Origin of the sequence: Brenneria corticis, from assembly GCF_003115855.1 — a bacterium.
Lineage (GTDB): Bacteria > Pseudomonadota > Gammaproteobacteria > Enterobacterales > Enterobacteriaceae > Brenneria > Brenneria corticis.
The window spans coordinates 114182-130068 of sequence record NZ_KZ819074.1; the positions used below are offsets into that span (position 1 = coordinate 114182).

A 15887-nucleotide genomic window follows, 5' to 3' on the forward strand; every position below is an offset into this window, starting at 1 on the left:
TCATCAGGTTCAGTAGAGGTAACCTACCGCGCCGTAGCTGGGCATTGCCGAGTCCAGCGTTTTTACCCCCTGCCCCGGCGTTTGCAGTTCGCCCGCGCTCACCGGCTCCACCACATAGGCGGTGGCGATAATCACCAGTTCGGTTTCCTCATGACTGGAGGCTTCGTTTTCAAACAGGCGGCCAAACATCGGAATGTTGCTTAGCCCCGGTACGCCGGTAACGGTCTGACTGTTGGAGCTGCGCAGCATGCCCGCCAGCGCGAAGCTCTGCCCGCTGGCCAGCTCCACCGTGGTGTCGGCGCGGCGCACGGTCAGCGCCGGGATGGTCGATCCCCCTTCCAGCGTGACCGCCCCCACCGAGGTCAGTTCGCTGACTTCCGGCGCAATATGCAGGCTGATGCGGTTGGCGGAGAGCAGGGTCGGCGTCATGCGCAGGATCACCCCGTACGCCTTGTAATCGATATTGACGTTGTTGTTGGTGATAATGACCACCGGCACCTCGCCGCCGGCGGCAAAGGCGGCGGTTTCGCCGGACATGGCCGTCAGGTTGGGTTCCGCCAGCACCGACGCCATGCCCTGTTTGTTCATGGCGGACAGCAAGGTGCTGAGCGAACCGTCGCCGCCGCTGAGGTTAAAGCCGAGGAAGTTGCTGCCGTCCGCCCGGGTAAAGGCCCCGGTGCCGGAATCAAAGAAGTTGCTCAGGGTGCCGGTGCCCGCGCCGATAACGCCGCTGCCCCGGTTCAGGGACGCTTCCCAGTTAAAGCCCAGTTCGTGGGTCAGATTGCGCGACACTTCCACCACCCGTACGCGGATATTGATTTGCGACGGCGTTTTGATTTTTAGCTGGTTGATGACCTTGCCGGACGATTCGCTGCTGCCGGGCAGATTCGCACTGCCGCCGCCACCGCCTGCCGCGCCGCCGCCCGCAGCGGTAGAGGCGCTGATATAAGCCTGCACGCTGTCGATCACCCGTTTAGCGTCCTGCGGGGTGTCCACGCTGCCGCGTACGATAACGCCGCTCGGCACCGAGGCTTCCAGTTGGATATCCGCGCCGGGGAACTCCCGCTTCATCCGCTCGCGCAGGGCTTTCAGATCATGTTCGGAAACGATGCGGATCGCGTTGATAACGTTGCCGTTTTCGTCCATGGCGTACAGCGTGGTGGTGCCCACGCTTTTAGCGTAAATAAACAGATTGCCCGGCGAGGGCAGTTCAAAGCTGGCGATTTGCGGATCGGCCACCAGCACGCTGTCCGGCAAAGCGTCAAGCTGTAATAACCGTCCCTGATGCACGGTCATATGCACCACATGGGTTTCGGCAACTTCGGAAACGCCGGCGCTGAAAGCCGTCGCGGGCATGAACATCATTGCCAGCCAGCAGGCGGCAGGCAATCGTTTACACGTATCCCAAAAATCCGCTTTCAAAAACAGGGAAAACATCGTCATTTACTTAATTTCCGTAATGGGCTTCATTTTTCCGTCAACAGCCTGCCTGAGCGATTCAGAGACTGCCGGATTGATTGCTCGTCCTATCGGGATGGGAACGTCAGCACATCTTTGTTCTCGCCGCGGAACACCTTGACCTGATGACCGCCGCCGGACAGGCCGTTATAAATATCGGTGGTTTGCGATAATGTCGTCACGTCGGAGCGGCCGGTCTGCGCATCGTCCGCGTCCTCCGGCGTGGTGCTGCGCAAGGCCAGATGCAACATGCCCAGCTCTTTCGCCACCGACAGCACTTCGGCCTGTTTCGGCGTCACTTCAACCGTTACCGTTTGGTAGCTGACCGCGCGCGGCCGGTTGCCGGCGGCGGACTGGCGGTTTCTGGCGTTGGCGTTCGGCGCGCCGCCGGCTTCCGGCTCAACATCCTGCCGGGGACGCACATCGGTATCGGTTTGATTATTCAGCGCCAGCACCCGCAGGTCGCGCACGATGGTTTGCGACGCCAGCATAGGGGGCACGATCGACTGCGTGCGGCTTGGCGCCGGCTCCGGCTGTTCGTCTCTTTCCAGGCTGAGAATGATGTCGACCCGATCGCCCGCGGCGACCAGCCCGGCGTTGCTGGCTACGGCGCTGGTGGGAATCGAGATCGCCCGCATGCCTTTACGCAGCACGGCGGCGACAAATCCCGGTTCATCCTTCTTTACCACCACATTGCTGTTCAGCGGCGTGCCTGCGGGCATCGTTTCGCGCAGGGTGGCGCCGAACAGGGACGCCTCGCTGTCTTTACCGCGGATAAAATTAAAAGTACGGGATACCGGTTCTGCCGTGACCTGCCAGCGCAGAGAGGATGAATCAAGAAAATCACCGGGATGCAGATCCTTCGCCGCCACCAGCACCGCGGTCTGCGGCGGGGCTTTTACCTCCGCCTGCGGCGGCGCGGGCGGCGGTGACGATAAATGGCCGCGCACCAGCAGCGCAACAATCCCTGCCAGGATCAGCGCCCCTGACAGTACGTATGTAGAGTTAACTTTCATGGCAACTTGCCTACCTCAGCCGTGCGCGTCTTAAAAACAGCGACAGAATTAAAACAAGGGAAAAATCAGCACGTACATCGCGCCAAATGCAATGGCTATCCCATAGGGGATGCCCTGCGAAAGGTCGGCCGGCAAAGCAGGCGGCATGGGGAACCGGCTTTTAAATATCCTGTTGGTGGTTTGAATACCCATGGTGACCGCGCCGGGCGCGGTATTGAGCAGCGGCAGGCACAGCGCCAGCACGCCCCCCGCCAGCGCGGTGATCATCACGAAAACGATCTGCTGCCCATGCCCCACCCACAGGCATAAAACGCTCATCAGCTTCACATCCCCGGCGCCGAGCCTGCCGGTAAGGAAAAGCAGAAAACCGATAATCAGCACCGCCGCCGCGCCCGGCAACGCCCACAGCGCCTGCCACAGCCGCGGCATATGCGGCCCGCCGGCCTGCAGCACATTCAGCAGAGCGAACAACAGCCAGCCCGCCAGTAAAATCAATACCGCCTGATTGGGTATTTTGCGCGCCAGCAGGTCGGTGCCCATGCACCACAGCAAACATCCCGCCAGTAATGCCGTTTGCAGCCAGTGCGCGTAATACGCCGCCACTGGAGTTATTTCGCCGTTCCCGAGCTGCCGGATCCGCTGGTGCCCGCGCCGGTGATCTGGTCGGCGATTTCGCTGAACTTCTCATTCAGCGCCTGGACAAAAATACCGTCGCTGCCAAAAATGGCGCCGATTGCCGCCGCCATCGCCGCCGCCAGAATGCCGTATTCAATCGCCGTCACACCGCTTTCATCGCGCAGGAAGGACGCTAATTTTGCTCGCATATTATTCATGGGAAGATCTCTTATCCGCAGCTAAAGGAGCCATGGCGAATAACGGGCGCCATGACGCTAATAAGAGTAATAATGAGACTTATTATCAAGCACTACAAGACGCGGAACATTAATATTAGTTAATCTTTTAATACACCTAATTAACCATATAAATCAATAAGTAAAAAAAATACACAGCCTGTGTAATGATAATAAATATGCCGATTTTTTGCGGGGGTATTCACGCGTTTAGCCGCGTTTAAGACACAGATAGACGTTCAATCCGGGATTGGCCGACTCCAGGCAGAGTTTGCCGCCGTGCAGATCGGCGATGGCTTTCACCAGCGACAGTCCCAGCCCGTAACCGGGCTGCTGCGGCCAGGCATTCAGTCGCTGAAAACGCTGCAACGCCTTCTCATGCTGCTCCGCGGGGATGCCCGGCCCGCGGTCGGCGACGCTTAGCGCCATCCAGCCGCGGTACAGTTTTACGCTCAGGGTGATGTACTTGCCGTGGGAGGCGTATTTCAGGGCGTTCTCAATCAGATTGGCCAGCGCCTGAAACAGCAAGGCGCGGTCGCCAAACAGCGGAATGCCGGCGTTAACGTCGATCACCAGACGGCAGCCGCGCTCCTCGGCCAGCGGCTGATAATATTCGGCGATCTCTTCCAGCAGCGGCCGCGCTTCAATGCGCTCAAACTGGTGAATGCAGCGCCCGCTTTCAATCTCGCCGATGCGCATCACCGTGCGGAACAGCCCGAGGATTTTATGCACTTCGCCCAGCGCCAGATGCAGTTCGTCATGCAGTTCGCCGTGCGGGCCGACGCGTTCCGTCAGGTTAAACAACCGGTTTTGCAGATGCGTCAACGGAGTGCGCAGCTCATGGGCGATATGGCTGGAGGTGCTGCGCACCTGCTCCATCAGGCGTTCGATACGCTCCAGGTTCTGGTTGATATCCGCGCTCAGGGTGTCAAAATCATCGCCATAGGGTGACAACGGCATCCTCACCTGCTGCTCGCCGGTGCTGTAGCGATGCAGCGCGGCGCGGATTTGTTCAACGCTGCGCAAACTCCGCAGGCTGAAGTGGCGGCTGACGAACAGACAAAACAACAGCACGATAAACAGCCCGGCCCCGGCCACCAGCGGGATAGTGCGCACCCGCTCCAGCATCGGACGGATGTTATAGGCGGTGAAAAGCACCCCGCCGTCGTCAAGCATTACCGATAGGCCAATCAGATCGGGATCGTTTTTGCTGGAGAAGATCGCCTTCAGGCAGGCGACATCCATCCGGCAGTCAGCGCCGGGCGGGTTTTTCAGCGGATGGGTATGATACAGGATGTCGCCGCGGTTATTTATGATAAGAAATAACGGCAGCTCATCGTTTTTGGCCTGATTATCCTGCCGCAGATGGGTAATCAGACGTTCGGCATTGGTTAAACGCGCCTGCATGGAGTAATCATAAATATTACCCAGAATAACTTCACGGACATGGGTTCTGATTAGCGTTTCACTTAACGAACTGAAACCGATAATACACATCAGCATCATCAGTAAAAATAAAAAAACAATAGTGATCGCCTGCCGGAAATTGGAGGTGGATAAAAAACCGGGATATTGGTTTGCCCCTATTAATTGCCAGTGTTTTATTTTTAGCTGCCAGCGGCGCCCCAGCTTCTTTATTTTTATTTTATTCAGCGTCGCTGCCGGCATTCGTTCTATCCTTGTCAACAGAACCCAACGCATAGCCCATCGCTCTTAGCGTTTTAATTAACGGCCGCGGGAAACCTTTATCAATTTTCGCCCGCAGTTTCGACATGTGCACATCGATCAAATTGGTCTGCGGATCGAAATGATAGCCCCATACGCGCTCCAGCAGCATGGTGCGCGTAATCGCCTGCCCGGGATTTTCCATCAGTATAATCAATAGCTTGATTTCTTTATCCGTCAGGTCGATGCGCTGACCGCCACGCCAGGCGACCCGTTGCAGACGGTCGAGTTGCAGATCTTCAAACGTCAGTACCGAGGAATTATCGGCATGGCGTTTACCGCGCCGCGCCATAATATCCAGACGCAGTCTCAGTTCATTAAAATTAAATGGTTTGCCGAGATAATCTTCCGCTCCCAGCTCCAGTCCCATCACCCGGTCGACATCGCGATCCAGGGCGGAAAGCAGCATTATCGGCGGGTGACGCGATCCCTGTAATTCACGCAGCACGGTAAACCCGTCCATAATCGGCAGCATTCGGTCCAGCAGCACCACGTCATAAACTTCGTCCTTTATTGCTTTTAACGCGTGTGCGCCGTCATGCACCATACGACAGGAGTAACCGTGCGAATGTAATTTGGAGCCCAACCAATGGCACAGTACAGAATCATCATCAACCACCAGTACGCGCATATTTTTCCCCTACCACGGCTATTCGCCTATTTAATTTATGGTTAATGTCTATTTATTATTTCAGGCGCCATAACAGGCAACGCCGATGACGCACCGTTCGGCGCGGCGTCAGCAGAAAACAGCTATTTAAGAATTATTAGGCGGATAATAACAATCATTATCATTTAGTGACAAGTTATTTACCATCGCCGGGAGGAATTTTGCGCCCAAAGATTGAGCAAGACCCCCGCCGGCGGAGCGGCGGGGAATAGCAGGGAAGATAAAAATCAACGGGATAGGACGTAACCTTACCTCAACCTTATTCCCTTTCGCTCAGCACCGCCTCCAGCAGATCCAGTTCGCGCAGCATCTTTTGCAGCGTTTCATTGCTGATTTGCTGAGTGGCGCGCAGGTGATAAAGCTCCGCTCGTTCCGAATTCAGCGCCGTCAGCCGGAAACGGCGCTCCAGATTTTCAACCAGCAGATTGTGTTCCGGATCGCCCTGATCGGCGATTTGCCGGCGCAAATTGCCGATCACCCTGGCGCTGACCTCCTTCAGCACCTGCTCGTCAATATTCTCTTCACGATCGGCGGCCAGCCGCTCTTCCATTTTATGCAGGCTGTTGATGGCCACTTCCGCTACGGCGGCACGCGCCATGCGTTCCTCTTTGACGTACACCGCCTTATCCGCCATCACGATTCCCCGCAACAGCAGCGGCAGCGCCAGTACGCCGCACAGCAGGGAAAACAGGATCACGCCGGTGGCGATAAACACCAGTTGATAACGCGACGGAAAAGCGGTGCCGTCGGTCAGCAGCAGGGGAATGGAGAGCACGCCCGCCAGCGTAATGGCGCCGCGTACGCCGGCAAAGGAGGAGATCCACAGTTCGCGGGTGGTGAATTCGGCAAACACCATCGGCTTCTTTTTCTGGATATGCAGGCTGAATCTTTTCATCATCCACAGCCAGCCAAAGCGCAAAAATAGCAGCGCCGCATAAATCACCGCGATATCGGTGAACAGCATCCAGGTTTCCACCGTCGGATCCAGCTCCGCCTGGGTGATCGAGGTATCCAGAATGCCCGGCAGTTGCAGTCCCAGCATAATGAACACCATGCCGTTAAACACGAACTCCAGCATCGACCAGACGCTGTTGGCCCGCAGCCGCATCGCCAACGGCGCATTGCGGATGATCCCGGACTGGCCGATGGTCATCCCGGAAGCGACCGCCGCCAGAATGCCGGAAACCCCAATGTGCTCGGCGATCAGATAGGCAGCGAAAGGCAACAGCAGCAGCAATACGATTTGCGTTGCCGCGTCGTTGCCGCTCCAGCGGCTGATGATGCGCAACGATTTACTGTACAGCCAGGTGACCGCCACGCCGGCCAGCAGCCCGCCCAGCGCCACTTTAGTAAACGCCAGCGTGGCGCCGGAAACGCTGAACACCATGGTTCCCATGGCGATGGCGACGGCAAACTTCAGCGACACCAGGCCGGAAGCGTCATTCATTAACGCTTCGCCCTGCAGGATCCCCATCAGTTTTTTCGGAATGCGATCCTCGCCGACGATGCCGGAAAGCGCCACGGCGTCGGTGGGAGACAGCACCGCCGCCAGCGCGAAAGCGGCAATCAGCGGCATGCCGGGCACCATCCAGTAGATGAAGTACCCCACTCCCACCACGGTAATCAATACCAGAATCAGCGCCAAACCTATAATCTCGCGCCCGTGCTTGAGAAATTCGCGCGTCGGCGTCTTCCAGCCGTCGGCGAACAGCAGCGGCGGGATAAACAGCACCATAAACAGCTCGGGATTGAAATCGACGTGCAAACCGAACTGGGGCCAGGCGAGGATGGCGCCAACGGCGATTTGCATTAACGGCAGAGGAACCTGAAAGGGTAAAATTCGTGTAACCACCCCCGACAGAGAAACCATCAGGGTCAAAATAAGAATAGTAAAAAAGATTTCCATGCTTTCCTTAGACTATCTCCCGCTGCATTAAAAGGTTGGCGATCGGCCTGCCCGTCCCTAGAGGTACGGCCCGACGGTTTAACGCATTTATTCTGGCACTAAAACGGGCGTCTGAGCGTAGAAATTTCCACTTTCGCGCATTTTTTTTCACCCGCCGAACGCCGACGGATAACCGATGACGCCTCGAACGGGATAGCGCAGGGTTATTCCGTTTGCCACCACTCCACCCGCCGGGCAAAAGGATCGGCTTCATGCCAGATCTTTTCCGGCGTCAGGCGTAATACCCGCGCCTGGTTTTCACTGTAGGTCGGCCAGTTTATCTCTCCATGGGCGGGGCGCTGATGGTGAATAAAAGCGGACCACAGGGCGTGAAGGGCGCGGGCGAAAGCGGCGTCCGCGATGCGCTGATAAGGCTTGAGATGGCTGAGGTCGGCGCCGTCCCGATACCACACGTGCCCGGCTTCGGCGCCGTGGGGCGCCCCCAGTTCATCCGCCGCCAGCGCGCCGTAAAGATATTTATAAACCGGCTGACGGCGGGCGTGAAACCGGGCAAAACGGGTCGACGGATTGTGAAAAACCAGATCGCCGCCGATCGCCCGCCACAGCCCGAGCGCGCTATGGCCGGGCAGCAGCGCCCGATAGCGCCGGACAATCTCCGCGCCGCTCAGTCCGCAGGGTCTGACGCGCGCATCCAGCAGGCGCGCCGCATCGGCAAAGCTCAGCGCCGCATGCATCTGCGAGTGGGTGACATATTCTCCCGTCGTGCAGCCAATCATCATCGGCACCGGCGCAGTCAGACCGGCTTCCGCCGCCCGCTCCGGGTGCGACGGCAATGACATACCGTCGATAACCGGCACAAAAGGGACGCCCAGCATGGTTATGGCGCCGTCCCGCGCATAGTCATGCTGGTGATAGGACTCGTCGCAAACGGATTTTTGCGCCAGCAGCAGGCGTTCCAGCGGCACCGTCCTCAGATCGCGCGCGTCCGCGTTCAGCGCGCGCAATACCCTGGCGGTCACCTTGCGCGCCTCATCCGGCGAAACGATCGCGGTGCTCGCCCCGCTTTGCAGCAACGCCCGGGAAAACAGCCCCGCGGCCTGCGGCATCGCCATCACCGCGGCGACGGAAAAACCGCCGGCCGAACGCCCGGCGAAAGTCACGCGCCGGGGGTCGCCGCCAAAGGCGGCGATATTCCGCTGCACCCACCGCAATGCCGCGATTTGATCCAACAGCCCGCGGTTATCGGGATATTCGCCGCCCAGATGCATAAACCCCAGCGCCCCCAGGCGATAATTCACGCTGACTTCCACAATGCCGCTGGCGGCGAACGCGCCGGTTTGCAACAGGGCTTCATTGGCCGAACCCACCGCGTAGCCGCCGCCGTGGATCCACACCAGCACCGGCGCGCATCCGCCAAGGTCGGGTGAGCGGATATTCAGGGTCAGAAAATCGCTTCCCGCCGCCAGATGCGAGGCGGCGGCGCAGCCCACCGGCCCATAGGTGGGCTGCTGAGGACAGACGCTGCCGAAGGTTTTCGCCGGGCGGATCCCCGGCCAGGCCGCCGCCGGCTGCGGCGCGCAAAATCGATTTTCCACAGTAATCGGCGCGGCGTAGGGTATCCCCAGAAAGGTGGCGATGCCGTTTTCCATCACGCCGTCCACCCGGCCGGCCTGCGTTTCCACGATCATCATATTTTTTTCCGCTATTCGAGAAGGATAAAAGCGAGGCCTCACAGCGCCCTGCGTAGCCCGACCAGCCGCTCCAGAATCACCACCACCAGCACCGAAATCAAAATCAGCATCACGGAAAGCGCCGCGATTTGCGGGTCGGTGGAGTATTCCAGGTAGTGATAAATTTCGGTCGGCAGCGTCGAGGTATGGGTTGAGACGATAAACAGCGACAGCGTGGCCTCATCAAAGGAGATCAGAAAAGCGATCACCGCGCCCGCTATCAGTCCCGGCCGGATTAACGGCAGGGTAATGCGCCGGAATACCGTAAACGGCCGGGCGCCGTGGATCAACGCCGCCTCTTCCAGCCGGGGAGCAACCGCCAGCAGGCTCATGCTGATGGTGCGCACGGTGTAGGGAATGGTAATGCCCAGATGAGCCAGAATAATACCGCCATAGCTATCGAGCAGCCCCAGCGGCGCAAGCACCAGCATCAGCCCCACCGCCAGCACGATATGCGGCACCAAAAACGGGGCGGCCACCAGAAATGCGATTAGCCGTCGTCCGCGGAAACGGTAGCGGGTTATCGCCAGCGCCAGCAGAATGCCGGCGACGACGGCAATCGTACCGACGGTGACGCCAATAACCAGACTACGCCAGAAAGCGGCGATAAATTCAGCATTATCAAGCACCTTTCGATAGGAGCCCCAGGAGAAGCTTTCCGGCGGAAAAGAGAGATATTGCCGGGTATCAAACGAAATGATCAACACCACGATAATCGGGGCCAGCAGAAAAAGATAAATCAGCGCGATCAGGGCATGCCAGGCAACCCTGCCGGCCGCGATACGGCGACGCGTCATGCCGCGCCCTCCCCTTCCACAGAGCGCAATGCCCGTTGATACAGGAAAATAATGCCGCCGAACAGCAGCAGCAGGATAAACGACAGGGCCGCGGCCAGCGGCCAGTTTAGGGTCACCGTGGCTTCGCTGAATATTTCCGTGCCCAGCACGAAAACCCGCCCGCCGCCCATCAGCCGCGGCGTGACGAACGCCGATATGCTCAGCACAAAGACCAGCAGGGCGGCGGTTAAAATCCCCGGCAGGCTTAACGGCAGAATAATGCGATAAAAGATCTGCCAGCGATTGGCCCCCAAAGTGCTGGCGGCTTCCTCCAACTGGCGGTTCAGCCTGCCGAAGCCGCTCAGCATCGCCAGAATGGCGTAGGGCATCAGAATCTCCACCAGGGCGATGCCGGCCCCCAGCGCGTTATTGGTTAATTTCAGCGGAAACTCAATCAGCGACAGCCACAGCAATAGACTGTTTATCACCCCTTTATCCCCCAGCAATACCATCCAGCCGTAGGTTCTGACCACCATGGAGGTCAGTAACGGCGCCACGGCCAGCGCCGTTAATACGCCTCGCCAGCGGCTGGTGCTGCGCACCAGGAATAACGCCACCGGATAGGAAAGCGCCACCGCCGCCGCGCTGACGCCAAGGCCCAACGCCAGCGTATTGCCGGCCACCCGCCAGTAAAAAGGATCGAGCACGATGCTTTGATAAGACGCCAGCGTCCAGGAGGCATCGTCGCCGCTGAACGCCGATGGGGAAAGGGAAGCACGCATCAGCCAGAGCAGCGGCGCAAGGAAGGTGACGCCCAGCGCCAGTAGGCCGGGCAACAGCAGCATCAACAACAGGGCGCGCCGATGTGTCCGCTCTTTCATGGGGTTTTCCGCCGGATTAAGGTGACGTCGGCGGGATCGACGGTCAGGGTAATCGACTCGCCCACCTGCGGCGCATAGCCGACATGGGTAAATATCTCCGCCTGCAACCGATGCTGGCCGCAAACCACCGTCAGCGACTGCACCTGTCCGCGATAGACGATGCGCTCGACGATGCCGCTGAAGCGATTAACGCCGGCGTTATTCCCCGCCAGGGCCGGCGCCAGACGGTGAGGACGAATCAACAACCGCGCCGTCTCGCCCGGCGCCGCCTCGCCGGCAAGGCGAATGGCGCCTAATCCGTCGATTTCAGCTACCCCCTCGCCGGTTATGCGCGCCGAGAAAAAGTTGCCGTTGCCGATAAAGCGGGCCACAAAGTCGCTTTGCGGACGATCGAAAATATCGCCCGGGGTGCCGATTTGTTCCAGACGGCCGTCGGACATCACCACCAGACGATCCGCCATCGACAGCGCCTCATCCTGATCGTGAGTGACAAAAATGGCGGTAACGCCGGTGCGCCGCTGAATGTCGCGGATCTCATCGCGCATCTCATCGCGCAGCTTGGCATCAAGATTGGATAGCGGTTCATCAAACAGCAACAGCGCCGGTTCAATCACCAGCGAGCGCGCAATGGCCGCCCGCTGTTGCTGTCCGCCGGAAAGCTGGCCGACGCGGCGCTCGCCGAAACCGCTCAGCTTCACCAGATCCAGCGCTTTCCTGACGCGCTCATCCCGTTCCGTGCGGCCCACCCCGCGCGCGTCCAGACCGAAGGCGATATTCTGGGCAATGGTCATATGCGGGAACAGCGCATAGGACTGGAAAACCATGCCGATATTGCGCTGATAAACGGGAATGGCCGAGATATCCCGCCCGTTCAGGCTTATCGTGCCGGCATCCGGCTCTATCAGCCCGGCGATCATGCGTAAAATCGTCGTCTTGCCGCAGCCGGAGGGACCGAGCAGCGCCAGCATTTCCCCCTGGGATAGCGAAAAGCTGACGTGGTCGACGGACGGCGCGGCGCAACCCGGATACGTTTTGACCAGACCGTCCACCACAACATGGAAATCAGACATATAAACCCTGTCGGCAGCAATGATCAGTTAAGCGCAATGACTTCGCGGCGAATCCGCTGGATCCACGGCGCGTATTGTTCCGCCACCCAGGGCCAGTCCAGCGACATCTGCGCCGCCTGCGCCTCCTTGCTGCCGTAGATTCGTTCGGCGACGGCGTCCGGCAGCGTCACCGCCTGATTCACCGGTCCGTAGAAACTCTTTTCGGCAAACAGGGTCTGCGCCTGCGCGCCGATGGCGTAATTGACGAACAGCTGAGCCGCATGGGCATTCGCGGAGCCTTTCACCAGATTAATGGTGTTGGTCTGACCGATGCTGCCTTCTTTCGGCAAGGCGATGCCGATTTTGCCCCCTTGCGTATCGTGAAGATATTGCGCCCGGCCATTCCAGCAGATCGCCAAATCCGCCTCGCCGCTCTGAATCACCGCGTAGCAGTCCGGCGCCGGATCCCAGGTGGATACATTAGGAGCGATTTGCTTGAGCACATTAATACCCGGTTCAATACTCCGTTTGTAATCGCCGCCCTGCAGTCTGGTCAGAATGGGGAGCAGAATCACCCCGCGGGTATCCGCCAGGGGCGCCGCTATTTTCCCTTTGTACCGACTATCCGTCAGATCGTTCCAACTGCCGGGAGGCTGTTTAACATTATCGGTGTTATACAGAATGGACAGGTTATCCTGGGAGAAGGCGATGGTGCGATTAGCGTCAATATTGGCCCAGGCGGGAATATCTTTTAAATTGCCGACGATGTTCGGATCGAGCGGCGCAAACAAGCCCTGTTTATTGGCGCGGATCGCCACCGCCACATCAATCAGCGCCACATCTATCTTGGGATTATTTTTCTGCAACGTCAGCAACGCCAGAGACTCGGCCGAATTCTTGCTTTGCTGGTAATTCACTTCAATATGAGGATATTTGGCTTTAAAGGGTTCGATAACGAATTTTTTATAATTATCGGCAAATACGCCGGAGAAACCGACGATATTAACCACCCCGCGCTCCTCAGCATGGGCCGAAACGGAAATCAGCGCACAGCAGACGATGGCGCTTAGCCCTGCGGCCATTTTTAATAATGAAAAGCGGGATAAGGTATTTTTTTTCATTGGATTGCCTCAGATTAATCAAACCGCGTCAGCCGCGGGCCGCCATGCCGCATCAAGCACGCGCAGCCAGTTGTCGCCCAACAGTTTCAGGATCAGTTCGGGCCGCCAGCCGCGGGTAAACATGCGCTCAGTCAGGTTGGGAATATCGCTGATACGCGCAATTCCCTGCGGCTTATTGATTTTTACCGAACCAAATTCGGTTAACTTGCGAGCGGTGCCCTTATCCCGATTGGCCCACAGCAAATACGGCCCCGGCCGCGGACGGCCCTGCGAGAAATCGGTACCGATGCCCACATGATCTTCCCCAACCAGTTCAATGACATAACTCATGGCATCGAGATAATCCTCAATGGTGGCGTCATTGCCTGCCGCCAGCCCCGGAGCAAACAGGCTGATGCCGATTATCCCGCCGTTTTCGGCGCAGCCCTGCAGCAGCTCATCGGGCTTATTGCGCTTAACGTCCTTCAGCGCCCGCGGCAGCACATGGGAAATGCATACCGGCGCGGTTCATTTCCGCCAGCACTTCTTTGCCGAACCCGGTCAATCCGCCGTCATGCTCCTCCAGATACCCCGCGCCGGAGTAGTTCTGGGTGTTGTAGGTCAGTTGCATCACGCCGACGCCCAGATCCTTGAAAATTTCGATATAGTCCAGCTTATCTTCCAGCGGCGAGGTGTTTTGCCAGCCAAGAATGATCCCGGTGCGATTTTCTCGTTTGGCCGCGGCAATATCGGCCACCGTTTTTACCGGGCGGATTAAATCGCTGTTTTCGCGCAGCAGGCGTTTCCACTGCGAGACATAGGCAATCCCTTCGCGAAAATTTTCCCATAGCACAGAGGAGCAATTAACCGCGGTCAAACCCGCGGCGCGCATTTCAATAAAATTTTCACGCGTCCATTCGCTGGTTTGCAAGCCGTCGATAACCCTGGCCCGCTGGTGTAATTGCCCGGCGCTCATAAAATTATCACCTGAATGTAATACGATTAGTTTCTGACGTAGATTCAGTGGAATTGACGATCAAGATGCGCGCAGGCTATTTTCCCGCGTGCTGGAAAAATAAATCCCGCCGCTAGTTTTATTAAAAGTAGATTCTCTCACCCCACCATTATTAATCCTTACTTATTATTCATTATTTGCATTCTAAGCCACCTTTTATGTGATTTGTTAATTATAAATTTCGCTTAGCTTATGAGCCAAATAAAAAACATTATGATTCCATAGGGAATATTGGCGTCGCGATGCCGGTGATAAATGATAGCGGGAAAATCAGGAAAAACGTGGGAAAGGAATAAGGTTGTACGGGGGACGACGCCCCCCGTATCCGCGCCGGATTACAGCGCCCAGCCGCCGGCGTAGAACGCCACCAGCGCAACGGCGATAAGCACGGTGCCGATATTCAGCTTGCGCCATTCGCCGGAGAAAATACGCCCCAGCACCAGCGAACCGAAGCCCAGCATAATACCGGTCACGATATTACAGGTCAGCACGATAAATACCGCGCAAACCAGGCCTGACATCGCATCAACGAAGTCGTCAAAGTTCAGTTTAGATACGTTGCCCAGCATCAGCAAACCGACGTACATCAGCGCGGGCGCGGTAGCATAGCCGGGAACCAGATAGGACAGCGGCGACAAAAACAGAATCAGCAGGAACAGCACCCCGACCACCGTCGCGGTCAGACCGGTTTTCCCCCCCGCGGCGGTGCCCGCCGCGGATTCAATATATACCGCCGCCGGAGAAGTCCCCACCAGGCTGGAAAGAATACTGCTGACGGAGTCGGAGGTCAGCGCTTTGCCGCCATTGATGATTTGTCCGTCCTTATCCAGCAGATTCGCCTGGCCGGCAACCGCGCGGATCGTACCGGTCGCATCAAACACCGCCGTCATCACCAGCGCCAGAACGCTGGGCAATATCACTGGCTGCAACGCGCCGATGATATCCAGACTGAAAATCAGCGAAGTCCCGTCCTCGCCGGTCAGCGTCGGCCAGGCAAACCAGCCCTGATATTTCACGCTCGGATCGAAGATCAGACCGATAATGGAAATCACGATGATAACCAGCAAAATACCGCCCGGAACGCGGCGTTTTTCCAAGCCGATGGTAGCGGCCAGACCCAGCAACGCCATGATAACCGGGAAAGAAGTAAAATCGCCCAGGGCGACGGGCAGTCCCTCAATCGGGTTTTTAATCACCAGCCCGATGCCGTTGGCGGCAATAATCAGCAGGAACAGACCGATGCCGATCCCCGTTCCGTGCGCCACCCCCAGCGGGAGATTACGCAGGATCCAGGTACGGATCCCGGTGGCGGAAATAACGGTGAACAGCACCCCCATAAGGAAAATCGCCCCCAGCGCCACCGGAATGCTGATCTGCTGACCCAATACCAGACTAAACGCCGTAAAGGCGGTCAGGGAAATCGCACAGCCGATAGCCAGCGGCAGGTTGGCCCACAGGCCCATCAGCAATGAACCCAACCCGGCGACCAGACAGGTTGCGACAAACACCGCCGCCGGAGGGAAGCCGGCTTTGCCCAACATGCCCGGTACGACAATCACCGAGTAGACCATGGCCAGGAAGGTGGTTAATCCGGCCAACACTTCCTGACGCACGCTGCTTCCGCGCTGCGTTATTTTAAAAAATGCATCAAGCGCGCTATCCGCCTGACGAGTGGTATTTGACATGGTGGTATCCCCTGAGATGTCATCA

General features: G+C 57.9%; 13 protein-coding genes and 1 pseudogene. All 14 read right to left on the reverse strand.

The features are described from left to right. Positions 1 to 9 precede the first annotated feature (9 nt). A complete protein-coding gene (locus DDT56_RS05600) occupies positions 10 to 1443 on the reverse strand; it encodes a type II and III secretion system protein family protein (protein ID WP_136165510.1) in 1434 nt (477 codons plus the stop codon). 83 nt (positions 1444 to 1526) lie between these two features. Then, complete coding sequence (cpaB, locus tag DDT56_RS05605) at positions 1527 to 2474, reverse strand: Flp pilus assembly protein CpaB (protein ID WP_136165511.1); 948 nt, start codon at positions 2472 to 2474, stop codon at positions 1527 to 1529. A gap of 48 nt (positions 2475 to 2522) precedes the next feature. Continuing rightward, a complete protein-coding gene (locus DDT56_RS05610) occupies positions 2523 to 3077 on the reverse strand; it encodes an A24 family peptidase (protein ID WP_136165512.1) in 555 nt (184 codons plus the stop codon). A 5-nt stretch (positions 3078 to 3082) separates the two neighbouring features. Next, positions 3083 to 3307 carry a Flp family type IVb pilin gene (locus DDT56_RS05615; RefSeq protein ID WP_136165513.1) on the reverse strand — a complete coding sequence of 75 codons (225 nt, stop codon included), beginning with the start codon at positions 3305 to 3307 and terminating at the stop codon, positions 3083 to 3085. Between the two features lie 228 nt (positions 3308 to 3535). Next, positions 3536 to 4993, reverse strand: coding sequence for a sensor histidine kinase (locus tag DDT56_RS05620; protein WP_136165514.1), 1458 nt, complete (start codon positions 4991 to 4993; stop codon positions 3536 to 3538). Continuing rightward, complete coding sequence (locus DDT56_RS05625) at positions 4971 to 5681, reverse strand: response regulator transcription factor (RefSeq protein WP_136165515.1); 711 nt, start codon at positions 5679 to 5681, stop codon at positions 4971 to 4973. The genes DDT56_RS05620 and DDT56_RS05625 overlap by 23 nt, the downstream gene beginning before the upstream one ends. A 298-nt stretch (positions 5682 to 5979) precedes the next feature. Then, positions 5980 to 7626 carry a Na+/H+ antiporter gene (locus tag DDT56_RS05630; protein WP_136165516.1) on the reverse strand — a complete coding sequence of 549 codons (1647 nt, stop codon included), beginning with the start codon at positions 7624 to 7626 and terminating at the stop codon, positions 5980 to 5982. A gap of 203 nt (positions 7627 to 7829) precedes the next feature. Continuing rightward, complete coding sequence (locus DDT56_RS05635; RefSeq protein WP_136165517.1) at positions 7830 to 9317, reverse strand: carboxylesterase/lipase family protein; 1488 nt, start codon at positions 9315 to 9317, stop codon at positions 7830 to 7832. A gap of 38 nt (positions 9318 to 9355) precedes the next feature. After that, entirely contained in the window at positions 9356 to 10153 is a 798-nt protein-coding gene (locus DDT56_RS05640; protein ID WP_136165518.1) for an ABC transporter permease, read from the reverse strand. Next, positions 10150 to 11013, reverse strand: a complete 864-nt coding sequence (locus tag DDT56_RS05645; RefSeq protein WP_136165519.1) for an ABC transporter permease — start codon at positions 11011 to 11013, stop codon at positions 10150 to 10152. Before DDT56_RS05645 ends, DDT56_RS05640 begins: the two co-directional genes overlap by 4 nt. Beyond that, on the reverse strand, positions 11010 to 12083 hold the full coding sequence (locus DDT56_RS05650) for an ABC transporter ATP-binding protein (protein ID WP_136165520.1): 1074 nt from the start codon (positions 12081 to 12083) through the stop codon (positions 11010 to 11012). The genes DDT56_RS05645 and DDT56_RS05650 overlap by 4 nt, the downstream gene beginning before the upstream one ends. Positions 12084 to 12106: 23 nt before the next feature. Further along, positions 12107 to 13183 carry an ABC transporter substrate-binding protein gene (locus DDT56_RS05655; protein WP_136165521.1) on the reverse strand — a complete coding sequence of 359 codons (1077 nt, stop codon included), beginning with the start codon at positions 13181 to 13183 and terminating at the stop codon, positions 12107 to 12109. A gap of 18 nt (positions 13184 to 13201) precedes the next feature. Continuing rightward, positions 13202 to 14138 (reverse strand): annotated as a pseudogene (locus DDT56_RS05660) (membrane dipeptidase). 374 nt (positions 14139 to 14512) lie between these two features. Next, entirely contained in the window at positions 14513 to 15862 is a 1350-nt protein-coding gene (locus DDT56_RS05665) for an NCS2 family permease (RefSeq protein ID WP_136165522.1), read from the reverse strand. Positions 15863 to 15887: the final 25 nt, after the last annotated feature.